Raw genomic sequence first — 15,010 nt, forward strand, 5'->3', positions numbered from 1 at the left:
TAGATGTCAGAAATATGTACGCGAGGTGAGTGTAACTTTATGAAATCACGAATATTTTATAATTATTGCGGCGAGCGCTTGCCTATCTGGTCAAACCTGATTGGGTGTTGAGGAAAAAGTGATGGCGCGTTGATATTTAACCGCGGCGAGCTTGTTGGTTAAAATGTGACCGCGGTCAGTTGTAGATAAAGCGCCCGCTGGAGCGATGGAATTGCTGACGCTCATCGATATGCTTACCGGCTTCATGGGGGTGGGCTTGGATCGGTGTTGGTTCGCCCTCTTGGCCATAGCTGTAAACAATAAGCCTGTCGCGCTGTTTACCCTTGAGCTCGACCATAAATTTCACCACCTCGGCACGCTCAAGTGCTAACACCTCTTTGGCAACCCGTTCGCGCTGGCAAAACTGATAGTCTTTGTTGCCGATACTGGTCCAGAAGCGCTTCGCGCGGGTGCGCATATTGCTCTCGGTCTCGAGGATTTGGCTGACCAGCCCTTGTTTGCTTTGCTGCCACTGCAGATCGCTGAGTTGGAAGGTCAGCACCGGGAACTCGTCGAGAAACTCATTGATCGCATCGAGCAGGGTTTGTGGCGTGCCATGGGGTGATTGCACGTAAAAGATCAAACCGGGGTGGCGGTTGAGCGGCAGGTTACCGCTACCGACGATATAGCCTAATTGCTGACGGGTACGCAGCTCATGGAAGAACGGCGAACTCATAATGTGATTGGTTAGGGTAAACAAAGCGATATCTTTCGCATCGCAGCCGGCACTTTGGTAGTAGATCATCAAGGCTGCATCACTTTGCTGGCAATCCACCTGATAGAGCAGCGGCCCTTTACCCTGAATGCTTACCAACTGACGCGGGGTCTCGTTGGTAGGAATGGCATAGGGGGCGCCTTCTTGCTTGATGTAATCAGCCAAGTGCTCGATTTGCTCGCTCGGCCAGTTGCCGTAGGCCAACACCTCGAGGTGCACATGCTGATAGAGCTGATCGATAAAGGTGGGCAGCTCCACTAACTCCAAATCATCCAAGGCCTCCAGCAGTTCAGCAGGCGGCGGGTTATTCGGCTGTAGCAGGGCGCTTAGCTGGTTGAACAGCTGATTGATCGGTTTGGCTTGCTGTTGGTTGCGCCAGTGGCGCAGAAGTTGTTTCTTGATAACAGCGAAACGCTTTTCATCAAAGTAACCGAAACGGCGGTTGGAGAGGATCATCTCCAGCAAGGTCACTTGCTTGTCGCTAAAACCCGATAGATGCAGGGTAAAGCCACCTTGATGGGCATAGAGCTGGTAGCCCATGCCGGCAATCTCTGCTTGATAGGTAATCTCGCTGAGGTGATCGAGCAGCAGTTCCACCACCAAACGAGTGCAGGCGATGTTGCGAATCGAGGCAACCGCAAACGCTGAATCAATAGAGATATAAAGATGCCCCTTGGGCACCTTGAACTCGCTCTCACGGGCCAGCCACAGCCGAAAGCCACTTTCTTCGACCAACAACTGCGGCACCGCCGCAGCAGATTCCACGCTCTCCAGCTGCGGGCTGTTGAAGCTGATAAAGGGGTTGGCAGGTGGCAGCGCTACGCCTTCCAGAGGTTTTGGATTACGCCAGCGCGCCAGTTGGTCGTCACCGAACTCGCGCACACTGTAGGGGGTGTGATACCACTTGGCTACTTGGTCATGCATGATGCCCTTGGCCACCAAGGTCATGCGCATGTTGTCTACGGTGAGCTTGCCCAGACAGGCCTTGATTAACTCCGCGTCGAACTGCTCCATGGCGTAATCGCCATAGATTACATCTTCCTCAGGGTAGTACTGCAGGTTCATCACCAGGTGGGAGGCTAAATCCAGCGGGCGGCTTTGCTCTTGATATGAGAAGGCGCGCTGCATGACCTGGGATTTTTCCTGATAGCGCCAGTCTTGCATCCCTTCTTTCGCAATGAGCTGGAAATAGGCAAAACAGCTTTCGATCACATCGTCGATGTAGCCCAAGCCTTCCTCGGTGAGGTTGAAGCTGACACAAAACTCTTTGAAGTTACTGCCGCTCACGCCACCACCTGCCGCCATGGCATTGATGAGACCGGCATGACGCAGCTTGGCGATCAAACTGCCATGCCCTTCATAGCCAATCAAATTAGACAAGTAGGTCAGTGGCTTACAGCGATACAGCGGCATCATGTTATCGAAGGCAAAGCTTAGGGTGAGTTTACGCAACTCTTTTTGCGGTTCGATACAGATGCCAACACTCTGGTGCTCCTCGAGATACAGGGGAGGCAACTCGCGCTTGGTGAAATCATGGTTGGGGATCACGGCAAAGAACTGCAACGCCAGCCGTTCGAGTTCCGACAGCGGTAGGTCACTGATTAACACTAGGCTCATCAAGTTGGCGGAGTAGTGCTGCTGATAGAAGGCTAACAGGTCATCGCGCACTTGGCTGTCTGGCGTATCTGAGAGGGTATCCAAGCTGCCCACCGAGAATTTGGAGAAGGGGTGGGCGGGGTTGACCGTCTCTTTGTGAACTTGATAGTTGCGACGCGCTTCGTCGTTTAGTTTGAGTCGATATTCGGAATCAACCGCTTGGCGCTCGCGGTCGACCAGTTCGGCATCGAAGGTGGGGCAGATAAAAAACGCGCTAAAGCGCGCCAGTGCCTGCTCGTAGAACGGTGTGTCGATGTCGAAAAAGTAGTTGGTATGTTCCGTGCCGGTCCAGGCATTGTTGCTGCCACCGTGGCGGCTGATGAACTCTTGATATTCGCCCGGCTTGGGGAAGTGCTCGGTCCCAAGAAACAACATATGCTCGAGAAAATGCGCGAGGCCTTCACGCTCTGATGGATCATCAAAATGGCCGACATTGACGGCTAAGGCCGCAGCGGAATTTTGCGCTTCGGGATCATGGACCAGCAACACTTTGATCTGGTTATCCAAGTGTAAATGAAGATACTGTTTGTGATCATTCGGGCTGAGTCGCAAGGTTCCCTCCGCAATTTGCGCAATCAAATGATTATCAGTCGGCCACTCGCTTCTTGCAATCTAATCGCGACAGATTTTTTCACTTATTTCAGCAAGATCGATGAAAAACACGAACCAGAAACCCCCGACTTTGGTCTAATCATGGTGGCAGTTGATTGCAATGTTAACAACAATTGACCGTTGTTATTTACATTTGCCGTTCGGGCTATGATGATAGTAGGCAGATTTAGTTAGGTGCAGCGATATGCAAGTATTTATCATGCGTCATGGCGAAGCGGAAATGTACGCCAGTAGTGATGCAAAGCGCGAGTTGACAGAGCAGGGCCGACAAGACGTAGCAAACATGGGCCTTCAGCTCGCCAAGCAGATTGACACTCTCGATTATGCCCTGGTGAGCCCCTATATGCGTGCGCAGCAGACTTGGCAGGTGTTAAAGGATATTCTGCCAGCCTGTAAGCAGGTGATTCCCATGGAAGAGCTGATCCCCTCCGGCGACGAGGTGTCGGTGGCCGGTTTGATTGAAGAGCTGGCGCGAGAGCATACCGACGCCAATATCATCGTGGTGTCGCATTTACCGCTGGTTGGCTATCTGGTAGAGGCGCTGTGCCCCGGCGCGGGCTCTCCGCTGTTTAGCACCGCTGCTATCGCGCAAGTCGATCTTAACGAAGAGCCGACCTTGGTGGCGGTAACTCATCCCTACATGCTTAACAATTAAGCGCCTGTGAAGTGCGGTGAAACTTATTGAGTTCCCCCCGGGTCAGATAAAATCATAGAAGTGCGATCTCTAAGACGGAAATAACACCACGGGTGAGCTTTGCTTAGGAGGGCGGCACTTTCGCTGATAAATTAATCCGCACTATTAGAAGAATCAGACGCAATAATGAAAATATTTTCCCGCTATTCGCCGCGACGAATAGCCCGCTATGTGAAGGCTTTTTTCAAAGGACGTATCTACATCAAGGGCCGTGGGGCTTATCAGTTCGACAACGGCAAGTTATTCAACCTACCTAATCACACTACCGAGAAACACCGCTCAACGGTTGCGGAAGTGAACCAGCAAATCGATAAGTTCAACGACGACAAAGCGGCCTAGGCCGCTTTCGCCGCTATTCTTTCAAGGGTAACAACACTAACAAGGCGCTGTTGCCGCCGTACTCCTTCGGCGCTTGATGAAAGGCCAATACTTCGGGATGTTGGGCCAGCCAACGCGGTACCGCCGATTGCAGTATTCGTTGCCCATGGCCGTGCATAATCGAGGCCACCTGGTAGTGCTGTTGTTGGCACTCTACTAACAGCGCGGCGATTTCCAACTTGGCCTGCTGTTGGGTCAGGCCGTGCAAGTCCAGAAAGATCTCTGGCGGATAGTCACCGCGGCGCAGTTTTTTCAGCTCAAAAGGATCGCACTGATCGCTATGCCAGCGCATTGGCCCCTCTGAAGGTAGGTGAGGGTGGTACTCATCCGAGAAAAAGAAGCTGGTTTGGTCAATCTTTGCCCGACGCTGCTTTTGCTGCTGGGCTTGGGTGTGTTTTTGCTTGATTCGCTGTCGCTCAGGACTTATTTTATCCTGCTTTATCTGACGAACTCCCTGCATCGCTTCTTGAAAGCTGTTAAAGGTATCGTCTTTTGGATCTGTCATCATTTCTCTCGGTGCTAGACTCGCAACAGCGGGCATTGTACTGAATCTGGAGGCCAGTTTGGAAAAGATCTTTATTGAAGAAGCCGTTGAAGAGCTTCATACCATTCAGGATATGCTGCGTTGGGCGGTAAGTCGCTTTAACGACGCGGGCATCTTCTATGGCCACGGAACGGACAACGCCTGGGATGAAGCGGTACAGCTGATCCTGCCAAGTTTGCACTTGCCGTTGGACATCGATCCGGGTGTTCGCCACTCGCGATTGACCAAGCAAGAGCGTCAGCATTTGGTGGAGCTGATCGTGCGCCGGGTACACGAGCGCACCCCAGTGCCTTACCTGACCAACCAGAGTTGGTTTGCCGGCCTGCAGTTCTATGTTGATGAGCGGGTGTTAGTACCACGCTCGCCATACGCAGAGCTGATTGAGCAACGCTTTGAGCCTTGGGTGGTGAACGAGCCTGCCCGAGTGCTGGATTTGTGCACCGGCAGCGGCTGTATTGCCATCGCATGTGCCTACGCCTTCCCAGAGGCGGAAGTGGACGCAGTGGATATCTCTGAAGATGCGCTGGCAGTGGCTGAGATCAACATCCAGGACCACGGTCTGGAGCAGCAGGTGATCCCGCTGCAATCGGATGGCTTTAAACAGTTAACCGGCCAACGCTACGATCTTATCGTGAGCAATCCGCCGTATGTGGACGCAGAAGATATGGCAAGCTTGCCTAGCGAGTTCCACCACGAGCCAGAGCTTGGCCTTGCCTCGGGTAACGACGGCCTAGAGCTAACCAAGCATATTCTGGCGCATGCCGCTGATCATCTGAATCCGGGTGGTTTGCTGTTTGTTGAAGTGGGCAACAGCCAAATTCATTTATCCGAGCAGTTCCCTGAGGTACCCTTTACCTGGATTGAGTTTGCCCACGGTGGACACGGTGTGTTCGCCATTAGCCGCGAGCAGCTGGTCGACGTAGCCGCTCAGTTTGACGGATTTAAGTAAGTCGACGCATTGAAGCGCTTTTGCAGGCAACAAATTAACGCATACAAGTAATAAAGGAAGTTGGAATGGCGGGAAACAGTATTGGCCAATTATTCAGGGTATCGACCTTCGGCGAGAGCCATGGCCCTGCGCTAGGTTGTGTTGTCGACGGATGCCCTCCGGGCGTCGAGATCGACGAGGCGATGATTCAACACGATCTGGATCGCCGCCGGCCTGGTACCTCCCGCTATACCACCGCCCGCCGCGAACCCGATGAAGTGCGCATCCTTGGCGGTGTGTTTGAAGGGCAAACTACTGGCACCTCGATTGGCCTGTTGATTGAGAACACCGATCAGCGCTCCAAAGATTATTCGGCAATTAAAGACCTGTTCCGCCCGGGTCATGCCGATTACACCTATCACCAAAAATATGGTGTGCGCGATTACCGCGGTGGCGGCCGCTCGTCGGCACGCGAAACGGCAATGCGGGTTGCCGCCGGTGCGATTGCCAAGCAATACCTCAAGCAAACCTTTGGCATTGAGATCCGCGCCTACCTCAGTCAACTCGGCCCGATTGAAGCGGAAACTGTCGACTGGGAGCAAGTGGAGCAGAACCCGTTCTTCTTTCCCGATGCCAGTAAACTTGAGCAACTCGACGAATACATGCGCCAACTGAAAAAAGATGGCGATTCTATTGGTGCCAAACTCACCGTGGTTGCCTCTGGCGTGCCAGTGGGCTTGGGTGAGCCGGTGTTTGATCGCCTCGATGCCGATATTGCCCACGCCTTAATGGGCATCAACGCGGTGAAAGGCGTGGAGATCGGCGATGGCTTTGGCGTTGTAAACCAACGTGGTAGTGAGCACCGCGATGAGTTAAATCCAGAAGGTTTTGCCAGCAACCACGCCGGTGGCGTGCTGGGCGGCATCTCCTCTGGTCAGGACATTGTGGCGCACATCGCGCTGAAGCCCACCTCATCGATTACCGTTCCCGGTAAAACCATTGATAAGCAAGGCCAGAGTGCGGAGGTCATCACCAAAGGTCGTCACGACCCCTGTGTGGGCATTCGCGCCGTGCCGATCGCCGAGGCAATGCTGGCGATTGTGCTGATGGACCACAGCCTGCGTCAGCGTGGTCAAAACGGCCACGTGCAGACCGAGACACCGGTTTTGCGTTAAACGCCTAGCGGCAGTGGATTAGAGTCTGGGCAATAGAACGAGGGGAGAGGGCATGTTTGACGATATCGAGCAACTTATCTCCTTGTTTAACCACTGTTTTAATGACTATCAAACTGTGCTGGTAGCGGGCGGCGAGGAGCCGCTCTATGTACCTGCTAGCGCAACCCAACCCGCCAAAATCATCTTCCGCGACGAGTACTTTAACAGCGCCCTGCACGAGATTGCCCATTGGTGTATCGCCGGGCCTGCTCGCCGGAAACTTGAAGACTACGGTTACTGGTACTGCCCCGATGGGCGCGATGCCGAAAAGCAAGCCGAGTTTGAGCAAGTCGAAGTAAAGCCCCAGGCAATTGAGATGGCCTTTGCCTTAGCCTGTGGTCGCCCGTTTCGAGTGAGTGTCGATAACCTTTACGGCGACGCGGGCGACAGTGCGCAGTTCCAAAAGCGGGTAAGCGCTCAGCACCACCTCTACCTGCAGCATGGTTTCCCACAGCGAGCCAACTTGTTTATCGACGCCATCGAGCAGCATTTAACCCAATCACGCCAGCCAGAGAGCCTACAACATGACGCTTAGGATTGGACTCGTGATTAACCCTATTGCGGGCTTGGGGGGCGCCGTCGCTCTCAAAGGCACCGATGGGGTTGTCCAACAAGCACTTGAGCGTGGCGCTACACCACAGGCTGAACTGCGCACCGAAACGGCCTTACGAGAGCTACTTGACTGTCAGCATCAGCTGCAGATTTTCACCGCATCGGCACAGATGGGGGCGGACGTGTGCGCCAAACTAGGGTTCGACCATCAAGTGGTTTATCACTACCAAGGCGAAACCAGCGCCGAGGATACCCAGCGTGCGGTGCAAACCTGCATCGATGAGGGAGTTGATATCCTGGTGTTCGCTGGCGGCGACGGTACCGCCCGAGATGTGCTTAAGGTTGTACCCGAGTCGCAGTGCTGTTTGGGGATCCCCGCGGGCTGTAAGATTCATTCCGGTGTCTATGGCGTGTCACCCAAGGCCACGGGCGCCTTGTTACGTAAGCTAATCGAAGGCTCTATGCTCAGCCTGCGCGCTGGCGATGTGATGGACATCGATGAACAGGCGTTTCGCGCCGGCACGGTTCGAGCGCGAAACTTCGGCGAGATGAGCATTCCGGATGATTTAAGCTACGTTCAGGCAGTCAAACAGGGCGGTCGAGAGAGCGATGAACTGGTAATTGCTGATATCGCAGCAGAAATTGATGAGAATATGGACCCTGACACCTGGTATATCATAGGGTCAGGAGGCACTACCATCGGGGTTATGCAGGAATTATCACTGCAATGTACCCTTTTAGGAGTAGATCTAATCAAAGATCACACGGTGGTCCTGAATGATTTGACTGCTAATCAGCTACTTGAGAAAATTTCCCGCGAAAAAGTTAAGTTGTTGATTACTCCTATCGGTGGCCAAGGACACCTCTTTGGCAGGGGAAATCAACAGTTAAGTCCCGAGCTTATTAAACGCGTGGGCCGCGACAACATCCTAGTTGTGGCGAGTAAAACAAAACTAAACTCTTTGCATGGACGCCCGTTGATTGTTGATACTGGCGATACGCTGCTGGACAAAGAGTTGTCCGGCGTGATTAAGGTAATAACCGGTTACCGAGATTATGTGATGTATCGAGTATCGAACCCCGAATATGAGGTATCCGATGCTCCTAAGTTATGTAAACCATGTTGAAAGCTACTTGAATAACAACATCCGCCCTTATGCGGAAGGTCGTTTGTTTGAGTACTTACAAAGTCAGATTACTGTTGCCTTGGCGCAAGCTGAAATCAGTGCCCGTCCTATGGTGCACACCTTTAAGTCGATGATGCACCTGAATCTGCTCGACACCCATATGGGCGATGAGCTAGATGGTATGGATAAGCGTCTGGTTGAGAGCTGGTGGAAAGAAGCGCTCAAATTTGCCGATTTACAAGATCTCAGCGTGAGTTTGCACAAGTTTCAAGCGACTGCCAATGTGGCCGTTGGCTAACACAAACTGCACTGATAAAAATCCAAAAAGGGAAGCATCGCTTCCCTTTTTCTTTATTCGCGCTAGCTGATTCTCGCTACACCGCACTGCTTATCGGCTTAGCCTGTCTATTCTAACTCTTGGCTATACAAGGTAGAGCGATTACGCCCTTGGTGCTTACTGGCATACAGCGCCTTGTCAGCGGCTTCCAGCCAATCTGCTGCGGCTTCCATCTCACCGTCCAGTGCGGCCACGCCCAAACTGATGGTGAAGGTTATGGTCTGCTCGTCTAGCGATAGCTTGAGCTGCTCAACCGCTTCCCGCAGGCGCTCAGCAAATAACATTGCCGCTTCACCGGTACAGTCGGTGAGGATCACTGCAAACTCTTCGCCCCCATAACGCCCGGCAATATCGGTTTTGCGCATGATATGGCGGATCGCATCGGCCAGCATGGTAATAATTTCATCGCCAACTGGGTGGCCGTAGCTGTCGTTGATGTTCTTGAAGTGGTCAATATCAAGCATCACCAGTGCGTAGTTATGGCCGCTACGCTTACTGCGGCCGAACTCTTGCTCAAGACGCTGTTGCCAGTAGCCACGGTTGCTCAACGAGGTGAGGTGATCGGTGCGGCTGAGTGCTTTGAGCTGCTCGTTGACCCGCTGGGCTTCCTCTTTGTTGACTGCGCTGTCGGTCACGTCATAGACAATGATACAGATATGGGTCACCTGACCGGTCAGTGAGGTAAGCGGGATCAGAGTGATGTTTTGATACATAAAATCGACCGTACCAGTGATAGGCCGATAGTTACGGAACGGAAATACGTGTGGTCGCTGTTCCCAGGTGGTAAAGGCGCGATTTTTTAGCAGAAACACCGAATCAATCTTCTGCTTTAACCAGTCTGAGGGGAGCTCAGGAAACAGTTCAAACAAGGATTTTCCATGGGTTTGATCAGGGCGCTTACCACTGTGCGCTTCCATAAAGTTGTTCCAGATCTGCACCTGATACTGCTGGTCGAGCACCACCAAGCCTGCATCGATGGTTTGCACCATGTCCAGCATCCAATGGAACTCATTTAGTTGCTCTTGGCTAGTCGTCATCGTTATCTATCAAATAGGAAATCTTGTTGTTTAGCGTTGGCAGCGAATCTTCGGTAATCAGCAATAGCAGATCACATTGGATATCGTGCTTCTCAATCTTGAAGTTAATCTCGATGGCCAGGGTTTTCTGCCAGCGCTGGCGATTGCTCTGGATAAGCTCTGCAACGTTACAGTGCTGCCCCAGCACCACCGGGTGTCCCTGAGCAAAGTGCATATCTAACTGCTCAGCGATCCCTTTTAAGCTCGCGCCAATCAAGATATTGGCAGTGTCCATTAACAGCTCGAGTTCGGCCTTGTCATCGAGCGGGCCTTGGTAATCCAGCAGCTTCGCCATATCTGAGAAGCTGGAATCCTGGAAAATCAGCAGCGCTTCACCGGCGATGCCGGAACCGATATAGCCCTGGCAGACGCCTGACAGGCTCTGATCGCTCTCCACCGAGCTGAGCGCCATATGCAGCTCGCTGGTCTCGAGGATGTTTACCTTGGGGATTGGCAGTAGCACAAAGGCGTTAAGCAGGCGGGCTAGTAGATCACCGGCGCGGCCCATGGCCACATTAGCGATCTCTTGGTAGTGATCGAGATTGTCGCTAACTTTGGGGGAGAGGGTATCGGCCTTGCTTTCGCCAAGTTGTTCGACCTCGGCGATCTCGGTGTCCAGCGCCAGTATCTGTGGTGAATCAAGAATGCCGTATTCCAGCAAAATCTCGCCGATCTTTGCCTTGTTGGTCGGCTTTTTGATGAAATCGAGCGCCCCGAGGTCTTTTACTCGGGCATGGGCTTCTGGCTGAATATCACCGGATACCACGATCACCAATGCGGGGAGATCGTTGCTCTGGATCTGCTCAAGTACTTGATAACCATCCAATACAGGCATGTTAAGGTCGAGAAAGACAATATTCCCTTTGCCTGAACGAATTGCTTCCAGTCCCTCCTCACCGTTTTCCGCGAAGCTGATCTCAACATCCCACGCTGGAGGAAGACTGCGCGCCATCTGTTTTCGGGCCATCCGTGAATCGTCACAAATTAAAATTGGCAATGGCATAGTCGGATGATTTGTTCCTTAAATCATTGTAATTCATATCAATTGCGCGATTGGCAACTAACCTGCTGTGCACAAGCTAAGTGTACACTCACTTTTGAGAAGTTCATGGTTAGAATAGGACAAAATGGAGAATAACCGCGCACTAGTCACATTCCGGTTACCTAAAAATAACTTTGTGGTTAATTAATGACCGGCTATTGGTGGTTGGGATAGATGGTTGGGGTAGGTGATTTGGAAAGGCTCTGAACACCCGCAGCTAACCCAACCATAGCTCACCAAGACGTGGAAAAATCGCGTTTTGTCGTGCTTAGCGTGCGAAAAAGCCGGAAGCGGTAGAAAACTGAGGTTTACTACCGCTAGTCGGCATTTGTTAATGAATCCTAAGCTCGCGAGTTGCGAACAAAGCGCCTAAGGCAGTGGCCGCCCTTTTTGCAGGCGGCGCAGATAGAAGCGCTGAGGCTCAAGGAGCGATTTCATGTCCTTGCTTGCTGGCAGTGGCTGAGCGGTCAGCTCACTGGCGAGCAGCTCGGCGGCTAAGGGTGCAATGCTTAGCCCGCGAGCACCTAAGCCGGTGAGCAGGTAGCAGTTCTCTAGCACCGGTAAGGGCTCTCCCTGCCAAGCCTCGGCATAGCCATCGCGATAGATAGCTTTGAGGTCGGGATAGCGGCCGATCAGTGGTAGATGATCGCGCACCGTCGCGCGGATCGCAGCGCGCCCTTGGCTATCTGCGACAGTAAGCTGTTGGTTCCAAGGCCGGGGCAGGCTGGTTTGCAGCTTTTCCAGATTTTCCTGGGTCTCTTCGTCGCGAAGCTCTCGCGACAGATCAAAACGAATAAAGCTCGCGCCTAGGCAGTGCTGCTGCTCCAAGCCGGGAGTCAGGTAGCCAGAGAAACACAGCACTTTATTTAAGGCACTTAACTGCGGCGAGGATTGAATATGGCTAACTTGCCCGCGTACCGGAGTGATCGGCAATTGTGGGTCATGCTGCAGGGCTTGTTCGGCATGACAGCACACAAGGCGTGGATGGGAGGCCTGACTGCCATCAGAGAAGCTTAGGGTTACCCGATCCGCTTCTGGGACAAAGCCGCTCAGTTCTTTGCCAAAGTGCAGATTTAGCTTGCCGGTTTGCGCAGCTTTGTCGAGAAGTGCGTTAACGTAGCCCGGTGCATTGACCCAAGCGCCTAGCGGGTAATGCAGGCCTTGGGCATCGACAGCAAGCGCGGCTAAGCGGTTTGCGTCTTCTTCACCAACATGCTCCACCAGTGCCTGCGGATATTCGGTATGGGCAATCTTGTCGATGGCAGTGAGGGATTTATCGCTGTGCGCCAGTTGCAACACGCCGCACTGCTCATAGCCAAACTGCGGGTTATGCTCCCTCGCCATATCAATGGTTTGCTGCTGGTACAAAAAGGCCTGCACATGGAATTGGGTCTGCTCGGGCTTTGTTGGCGTTAGCAGCGGATAGATTGCACCTTGGCGGTTCCCCGAGGCGGCGCTGGCGGCTTTTGCTTCGCGTTCATACAAATCAACGGTTACGCCCCGACTGCATAGCGAGTAAGCGAGCGCAGCACCTGCGATACCCGCGCCAATGATGGCGACGTTCAGTGTGCTTGTGTCTGGGTCTTGCTCTTTGTCTTGCTCAGCCTGCGCGGCAAAGCATCCCACCAACATATCGCGTTTAGTACCAAAGCCTTTGGCTTTGGACATAGCAAAGCCTGCTTCAATCAAGCCGCGACGAACAAAGCCTGCTGCGGTAAAGGTGGCAAGTGTGGCATCGGGCTTACTGATCCGGGCCATACCGTCGAACAGTGCCTGAGACCACATATCAGGGTTTTTGCTCGGCGCAAAGCCATCCAAAAACCAGCTGTCGACGGTGCCTGTTGCACCGGCGTAGACGCTGGGTAGCTGCTCAAGAATATCGCCAATCCATAAATCTAAGGTGACACAGTAACCGTCGCACTGAAAATGCAGCCGTTGGCAGCCTTCGGTCATTACCGTGGGGTAGCGCTGTTGCAAGAGCTGGGCGTATTTGGCCAGCTCAGGCCACGCTTGGTGGGCTTTCTCTAAATCGCAGGTGGTCAGTGGGTATTTCTCAAAACTGACGAAATATAGGTGGTTCAGGCAATGAGATGGCTGCTGGGTTCGAAATTGCTCGAAGGCTTGCCAGCTGGCGAGAAAGTTAAGTCCGGTACCAAATCCAGATTCGCCAATCACATGGTGCTCGGCTGAGCTATCGAGCCAGCGCTGCGGCAAATTGTTTTGTTTTAGAAACACATAGCGGGTTTCTTCGAGCCCGTTCACGTTCGAAAAATAGACATCATCGAACTGTTCGGCAACCGGTGTACCTTGTTGATTCCAGGATATTTGTGCGTGTTGAGTGGGAGAGGGACGTTTTTCTGTCAAAGCTGCCTCGAATTACCTAGCGAATTTTAGCGTACACTTGTACCCTGTTCAGACCAGTTTCTGGGATGAAACTCGTTAACATAGTCGGCAAACCTGATCTGAGAGAGCAACGGATGAAAAGAGCAGTGATTACCGGGCTGGGTATTATATCCAGCATTGGTAACAATAAAGAAGAAGTATTGGCCTCACTAAAGAGCGGCCAATCAGGAATCAACCACTCAGAGGAATTTGCAGAATTCAAGCTGCGTAGCCAGGTTTGGGGCGACCTCAAACTTAACCCGGCAGAGCACATCGATCGCAAAGTGATGCGTTTTATGGGCGATGCGGCTGGCTTCGCTTATCTGTCCATGCAACAAGCCATCGACGATGCGGGCCTTGGCGAGGAACTGGTATCCAACGAACGTACCGGCTTGGTCGTGGGCTCTGGCGGCGCCAGCTCAAAAAACCAAGTTGAAGCGGCAGATATCCTGCGCGAGAAAGGCGTACGTCGTGTCGGCCCTTACATGGTACCGCGTACCATGGCGAGCACTACCTCCGCTTGTTTGGCCACGCCATTTAAAATCAAAGGCGTTAACTACTCCATCAGCAGTGCCTGTGCGACCAGTGCCCACTGTATCGGCCACGCCTTGGAGCTTATCCAGCTTGGCAAACAAGATGTAGTGTTCGCCGGTGGTGGTGAAGAGCTGCATTGGAGCCTGGCTATGGAATTTGATGCCATGGGCGCGTTGTCGACCAAGTACAACGATGACCCAAGCAAGGCATCTCGTACCTATGATGCTGACCGTGATGGCTTTGTTATCTCTGGCGGCGGCGGCATGGTGGTAGTCGAAGAGCTTGAACATGCTCTGGCCCGCGGCGCTAAGATCTACGGCGAGATTGTTGGCTACGGCGCAACCTCAGATGGCTTTGATATGGTTGCACCAAGCGGTGAAGGCGCTGTGCGCTGTATGCGCCAGGCGATGCAGCAACTGGATGGCCCAGTTGATTACGTAAACACTCACGGCACTTCGACCCCGGTGGGCGATGTTAAAGAGCTGGGAGCGATCCAAGAGGTGTTCTCTGAGCAAAGCCCGCTTATCAGTGCCACTAAGTCACTGACCGGTCACGCCTTGGGCGCAGCGGGTGTCCATGAAGCGATTTACTCGCTGCTGATGCTTGAGAATGGCTTTGTTGCGCCAAGCATTAACATCGAGAACCTTGATGAGAAAGCACAAGGCTTAAACATTGTGGCCAATCAGGCACAATCTGCTGAGCTGCAGCGAGTGATGTCGAACAGCTTCGGCTTCGGTGGCACTAACGCTACCCTAGTGTTTGAAAAGTACTAAGAAACACTCGTTAGCAAACCAGAAGGGAAGGGCTTAGGCACTTCCCTTTTTTGTTATCAGTATTAAACCACCTCCTATGGAGGTGGCGATCGTTCTTGTGGGCTTTGCCCGAAGAGCGCTCATGTTAGAAGGTTCAACCTGTTTGTAACCAGCAAATAGGAGAACAACTAACATGAGCAGATATGAATCCGCTTCACACGTATTCTATCGTTGTCAGTATCACATCGTCTGGACGCCAAAGTACAGATTCAAGCTCCTGAAGGGGAACTTAGGCAAAGAGTTGCATAGAGGGATCTACATCTACAGCTCAATGAAGAAATGCAAAATCGTTGAGTTAAATGTTCAAATTGACCATGTCCATTTGGTTGTCAGGATGCTCCCGAGCCTGAGTGTTTCAGAGTATGTAG

At 52.7% G+C, this 15,010-nt stretch carries 14 protein-coding genes; 9 read left to right on the forward strand and 5 right to left on the reverse strand.

From position 1 onward, the window contains the following. Positions 1–175 precede the first annotated feature (175 nt). Positions 176–2,962: an insulinase family protein gene (locus G462_RS0118030; RefSeq protein WP_026960233.1), complete on the reverse strand. Its 2,787-nt coding sequence runs from the start codon at positions 2,960–2,962 to the stop codon at positions 176–178. A gap of 244 nt (positions 2,963–3,206) precedes the next feature. On the opposite strand from G462_RS0118030, the gene sixA reads away from it, so the two are divergent. Next, complete coding sequence (sixA, locus tag G462_RS0118040) at positions 3,207–3,677, forward strand: phosphohistidine phosphatase SixA (protein ID WP_026960234.1); 471 nt, start codon at positions 3,207–3,209, stop codon at positions 3,675–3,677. 165 nt (positions 3,678–3,842) lie between these two features. Continuing rightward, complete coding sequence (locus tag G462_RS0118045; RefSeq protein WP_026960235.1) at positions 3,843–4,055, forward strand: DUF1107 domain-containing protein; 213 nt, start codon at positions 3,843–3,845, stop codon at positions 4,053–4,055. A 13-nt stretch (positions 4,056–4,068) separates the two neighbouring features. On the opposite strand, the gene smrB is transcribed toward G462_RS0118045, so the two are convergent. Beyond that, positions 4,069–4,599 (reverse strand): endonuclease SmrB, encoded by a 531-nt coding sequence (gene smrB, locus G462_RS0118050; RefSeq protein WP_026960236.1) that lies wholly within the window; start codon positions 4,597–4,599, stop codon positions 4,069–4,071. Positions 4,600–4,657: 58 nt separating this feature from the next. Between smrB and prmB the strand changes: the two genes are divergently transcribed. The 5 genes from prmB to G462_RS0118075 all read left to right on the forward strand — a co-directional run bounded on the left by prmB (position 4,658) and on the right by G462_RS0118075 (position 8,757). Further along, complete coding sequence (gene prmB, locus G462_RS0118055; RefSeq protein ID WP_026960237.1) at positions 4,658–5,587, forward strand: 50S ribosomal protein L3 N(5)-glutamine methyltransferase; 930 nt, start codon at positions 4,658–4,660, stop codon at positions 5,585–5,587. Between the two features lie 65 nt (positions 5,588–5,652). Next, positions 5,653–6,741 carry a chorismate synthase gene (gene aroC / locus G462_RS0118060; RefSeq protein WP_026960238.1) on the forward strand — a complete coding sequence of 363 codons (1,089 nt, stop codon included), beginning with the start codon at positions 5,653–5,655 and terminating at the stop codon, positions 6,739–6,741. A 52-nt stretch (positions 6,742–6,793) separates the two neighbouring features. Then, positions 6,794–7,315, forward strand: a complete 522-nt coding sequence (locus G462_RS23310; RefSeq protein WP_051326845.1) for an elongation factor P hydroxylase — start codon at positions 6,794–6,796, stop codon at positions 7,313–7,315. 10 nt (positions 7,316–7,325) lie between these two features. Beyond that, positions 7,326–8,459 carry an ATP-NAD kinase family protein gene (locus G462_RS0118070; RefSeq protein ID WP_342664485.1) on the forward strand — a complete coding sequence of 378 codons (1,134 nt, stop codon included), beginning with the start codon at positions 7,326–7,328 and terminating at the stop codon, positions 8,457–8,459. A 7-nt stretch (positions 8,460–8,466) separates the two neighbouring features. Further along, positions 8,467–8,757, forward strand: a complete 291-nt coding sequence (locus G462_RS0118075) for a YfcL family protein (RefSeq protein WP_169720187.1) — start codon at positions 8,467–8,469, stop codon at positions 8,755–8,757. 107 nt (positions 8,758–8,864) lie between these two features. Here G462_RS0118075 and G462_RS0118080 read toward each other — a convergent pair whose 3' ends face one another. The 3 genes from G462_RS0118080 to mnmC all read right to left on the reverse strand — a co-directional run bounded on the left by G462_RS0118080 (position 8,865) and on the right by mnmC (position 13,278). Further along, complete coding sequence (locus G462_RS0118080; RefSeq protein ID WP_026960241.1) at positions 8,865–9,833, reverse strand: sensor domain-containing diguanylate cyclase; 969 nt, start codon at positions 9,831–9,833, stop codon at positions 8,865–8,867. Next, entirely contained in the window at positions 9,823–10,875 is a 1,053-nt protein-coding gene (locus G462_RS0118085) for a response regulator (protein ID WP_026960242.1), read from the reverse strand. The genes G462_RS0118080 and G462_RS0118085 overlap by 11 nt, the downstream gene beginning before the upstream one ends. Before the next feature lie 408 nt (positions 10,876–11,283). After that, a complete protein-coding gene (gene mnmC, locus G462_RS0118090; RefSeq protein WP_026960243.1) occupies positions 11,284–13,278 on the reverse strand; it encodes a bifunctional tRNA (5-methylaminomethyl-2-thiouridine)(34)-methyltransferase MnmC2/FAD-dependent 5-carboxymethylaminomethyl-2-thiouridine(34) oxidoreductase MnmC1 in 1,995 nt (664 codons plus the stop codon). Positions 13,279–13,391: 113 nt separating this feature from the next. Here mnmC and fabB point away from each other — a divergent pair, with 113 nt between their 5' ends. Next, positions 13,392–14,603, forward strand: a complete 1,212-nt coding sequence (gene fabB / locus G462_RS0118095; RefSeq protein WP_026960244.1) for a beta-ketoacyl-ACP synthase I — start codon at positions 13,392–13,394, stop codon at positions 14,601–14,603. A gap of 172 nt (positions 14,604–14,775) precedes the next feature. Next, positions 14,776–15,010 (forward strand): IS200/IS605 family transposase (gene tnpA / locus G462_RS24380; protein ID WP_026960245.1); only part of this gene is annotated, 235 nt, incomplete at its 3' end.

Source organism: Aliagarivorans taiwanensis DSM 22990 (genome assembly GCF_000429505.1).
Lineage (GTDB): Bacteria > Pseudomonadota > Gammaproteobacteria > Enterobacterales > Celerinatantimonadaceae > Aliagarivorans > Aliagarivorans taiwanensis.

Coding starts and splice junctions, on each gene's coding strand:
- smrB (WP_026960236.1), bottom strand. CDS start 4,599: ATGACAGATCCAAAAGACGATACCTTTAACAGCTTTCAAGAAGCGATG.
- G462_RS0118085 (WP_026960242.1), bottom strand. CDS start 10,875: ATGCCATTGCCAATTTTAATTTGTGACGATTCACGGATGGCCCGAAAA.
- G462_RS23310 (WP_051326845.1), top strand. CDS start 6,794: ATGTTTGACGATATCGAGCAACTTATCTCCTTGTTTAACCACTGTTTT.
- sixA (WP_026960234.1), top strand. CDS start 3,207: ATGCAAGTATTTATCATGCGTCATGGCGAAGCGGAAATGTACGCCAGT.
- G462_RS0118045 (WP_026960235.1), top strand. CDS start 3,843: ATGAAAATATTTTCCCGCTATTCGCCGCGACGAATAGCCCGCTATGTG.
- aroC (WP_026960238.1), top strand. CDS start 5,653: ATGGCGGGAAACAGTATTGGCCAATTATTCAGGGTATCGACCTTCGGC.
- G462_RS0118080 (WP_026960241.1), bottom strand. CDS start 9,833: ATGACGACTAGCCAAGAGCAACTAAATGAGTTCCATTGGATGCTGGAC.
- fabB (WP_026960244.1), top strand. CDS start 13,392: ATGAAAAGAGCAGTGATTACCGGGCTGGGTATTATATCCAGCATTGGT.